Origin of the sequence: Burkholderia sp. HAN2018 (genome assembly GCF_024704855.1) — a bacterium.
Taxonomy (GTDB): Bacteria; Pseudomonadota; Gammaproteobacteria; order Burkholderiales; family Burkholderiaceae; genus Burkholderia; species Burkholderia cepacia.
On sequence record NZ_QOBB01000404.1, the window covers coordinates 1 to 3412 of the forward strand.

At 67.8% G+C, this 3412-nt stretch carries 3 protein-coding genes; all 3 read left to right on the top strand.

All coding sequences use genetic code 11. The annotated features are described in order from the left end of the window. A partial coding sequence (locus DPV74_RS40130) for a chemotaxis protein CheW (protein ID WP_205571984.1) occupies positions 1-1156 on the top strand: 1156 nt, incomplete at its 5' end. Between the two features lie 51 nt (positions 1157-1207). Then, a complete protein-coding gene (cheW, locus tag DPV74_RS40135; RefSeq protein WP_021164320.1) occupies positions 1208-1723 on the top strand; it encodes a chemotaxis protein CheW in 516 nt (171 codons plus the stop codon). 37 nt (positions 1724-1760) lie between these two features. Next, positions 1761-3412, top strand: a 1652-nt coding sequence (locus tag DPV74_RS40140) for a methyl-accepting chemotaxis protein (protein ID WP_162923297.1), incomplete at its 3' end; no start/stop codon positions are given.

Consider the following 3412-nt stretch of genomic DNA (forward strand, 5'->3'; position numbering starts at 1 on the left):
CAACCTCGTCGGCGAACTCGTGATCACGCAGGCGATGCTCGCGGAAACCGCGAGCGCGTTCGATCCGGCGCTGCACGACCGCCTGTTCAACGGGATGGCGCAGCTCGAGCGCAACGCGCGCGACCTGCAGGAAGCGGTGATGTCGATCCGGATGATGCCGATGGACTACGTGTTCAGCCGCTTCCCGCGGCTCGTGCGCGACCTCGCCGGCAAGCTCGGCAAGCAGGTCGAGCTCGTCACGTTCGGCCAGGCGACCGAGCTCGACAAGAGCCTGATCGAACGGATCATCGATCCGCTCACCCACCTCGTGCGCAACAGCCTCGACCACGGGATCGAGACGGTCGACAAGCGCGTCGCCGCCGGCAAGGACGCGGTCGGCCAGCTCGTGCTGTCGGCCGCGCATCACGGCGGCAACATCGTGATCGAGGTGAGCGACGACGGCGCGGGCCTGAACCGCGAACGCATTCTCGCGAAGGCGGCGAAACAGGGCATGCAGGTGTCCGACAACATCAGCGACGACGAAGTCTGGCAACTGATCTTCGCGCCGGGCTTCTCGACCGCCGAGACGGTGACCGACGTGTCGGGCCGCGGCGTCGGGATGGACGTCGTGAAGCGCAACATCCAGTCGATGGGCGGCCACGTCGAGATCACGTCGCAGGCCGGCCGCGGCACGACCACGCGGATCGTGCTGCCGCTCACGCTCGCGATCCTCGACGGGATGTCGGTGAAGGTCGGCAACGAGATCTTCATCCTGCCGCTGAACTTCGTGATGGAGTCGCTGCAGCCGTCGAACGACGACATCTACACGGTCGGCAACGGCGAGCGCGTGGTGCGTGTGCGCGGCGAATACCTGCCGCTCGTCGCGCTGCACGAGGTGTTCTCGGTCGATGACGCGCGCACCGACCCGACGCAGGGGATCGTCACGATCATGGAAACCGAGGGGCGCCGCTTCGCGATGCTGATCGACGAACTGGTCGGCCAGCAGCAGGTGGTCGTGAAGAACCTCGAAACCAACTACCGCAAGGTGCACGGCATCTCGGCGGCGACCATCCTCGGCGACGGCAGCGTCGCGCTGATCGTCGACGTCGCGGCGCTGAACCGCGAAACCCGTGCGACGCACGGCGCCCGTGCCGGCGCCGAGCTCGCGATGTTCTGATGTCTCTCGCCATTCAACCGATTGGGGGCAAACGTGTCTGCTGAAGTCCAAATGATCAATCCGGCCGCGGCGAACGCGGCAACGAGCCGCCGCGACGCGGAACAAGGCGACGCGACGGGCCAGGAATTCCTGGTGTTCACGCTCGGCGACGAGGAATACGGGATCGACATCCTGAAGGTGCAGGAAATCCGCGGCTACGACAGCGTCACGCGCATCGCGAACGCGCCGGATTTCATCAAGGGCGTGATCAACCTGCGCGGGATCATCGTGCCGATCGTCGACATGCGGATCAAGTTCCATCTCGGCCGCGTCGAGTACGACCACCAGACGGTCGTGATCATCCTGAACGTCGCGCATCGCGTGGTCGGGATGGTGGTCGACGGCGTGTCGGACGTGCTGACGCTGCAGACCGACCAGATCATGCCGGCGCCGGAATTCGGCGCGACGCTGACGACCGAGTACCTGACGGGCCTCGGCACGGTCGACGGCCGGATGCTGATCCTGATGGACATCGAGAAGCTGATGTCGAGCCGTGAAATGGCGCTGATCGAGACGCTCGGCGGGTAAGCGCGCCGCGTGCGCAGGAATTTCGGGAGAATCTGCAATGTTGCATAACTGGTCGATCCGCACGACGCTCACGGCGGTCGGACTCATCCTCGTGGCGCTGGCCGCAGCCGTCGGCGGGCTCGGCCTGTACGCGCTGAATCAAGCGAGCCGCTCGCTCGACGAGATCGCGCACGTCGACTTGCCGGCGATCCATGCGCTCGACGACACGTCGGCGCAGTTGCTGCGCGCGCGCGTGGCGCTCGACCGCTTCCGCACCCTGACCGAAACCGGCAACACGGCCGACGCGGCCAAGGTGCTCGACCGCGCGCAGGAGCTGTACGCGAAGTCGAACCAGAACTGGCAGGCGTTCCAGGCCACGCCGAAGCTCGGCGTCGAGCAGGCGCTCGTCGACGAACTCGCCGCACGCTATGCGACGATCGTGAAGGAAGGCGTCGAGCCCGAATTCGCGGCCGCGCGCGCGGGCGACATGGCCGCGTACCACGCGGTCGCCGATACCAAGATCAGCCCGATGTTCGTCGCGTACGACCAGGCGGCAGCGGCCGTGGTCGCGTCGCTGCAGAAGCGCGCGGAAGATCGCCAGGCCGCGACGCAATCGCAGATCTCGCTGATGATCGGGCTGATCGCGGCCGGCATCGCGATCGCGTTCGTCGTCGTGATCGCGATCCGCTTCGCGCTGCGCGGGCTGATCGTGCAGCCGCTCGAGGACGCGATCGCGCACTTCGAGCGCATCGCCGGCGGCGACCTCACCGAGCCGGTGAACGTGTTCAGCACCAACGAGATCGGCCGCCTGTTCGGCGGCATCAAGCGGATGCAGGACGCCGTCACGACGATGGTGCAGGCCGTGCATCGCGGCACCGAGTCGATCGACGTCGGCGCGCGCGAGATCTCGACCGGCAACACCGACCTGTCGCAGCGTACCGAGGAGCAGGCCGCGTCGCTGCAGGAAACCGCGTCGAGCATGGAGCAGTTGACGGGCACCGTGCGCCAGAACGCGGAGAACGCGCGGCAGGCGAGCCAGCTCGCGGTGAACGCGTCCGACATCGCGACGCAGGGCGGCGACGTGGTCGGCCAGGTCGTGTCGACGATGCAGGACATCGCGGCGAGCTCGGGCAAGGTCGTCGACATCATCGGCACGATCGAAGGCATCGCGTTCCAGACCAACATCCTCGCGCTGAATGCGGCGGTCGAAGCCGCGCGCGCGGGCGAACAGGGCCGCGGCTTCGCGGTGGTCGCGGGCGAGGTGCGCTCGCTCGCGCAGCGCAGCGCGAGCGCCGCGAAGGAAATCAAGCAGCTGATCGGCGATTCGGCCGAGAAGGTCGAAAGCGGGTCGGCGCTCGTGTCGCGCGCCGGTTCGACGATGGACGAGATCGTCCAGGCCGTGCGCCGCGTGACCGACATCATGGGCGAGATCAGCGCCGCGTCGGACGAGCAGTCGACCGGCATCGAGCAGGTCAACCGCGCCGTCGGCCAGATGGATTCGGTCACGCAGCAGAACGCGGCGCTCGTCGAGCAGGCGGCCGCCGCGGCCGCGTCGCTCGAGGAGCAGACGCGCCAGATGAAGACGGTCGTTGCTGGCTGGCGCGTCGCGGGCGGCATCGTGCTCGCGCCGTCGCGCGGTGTCGCGCGGCCGGTCGCGCATGATCCGGCGCATGCGCCGGCGCTGACGTCGGAGCCGCGTTTCGACGCGGC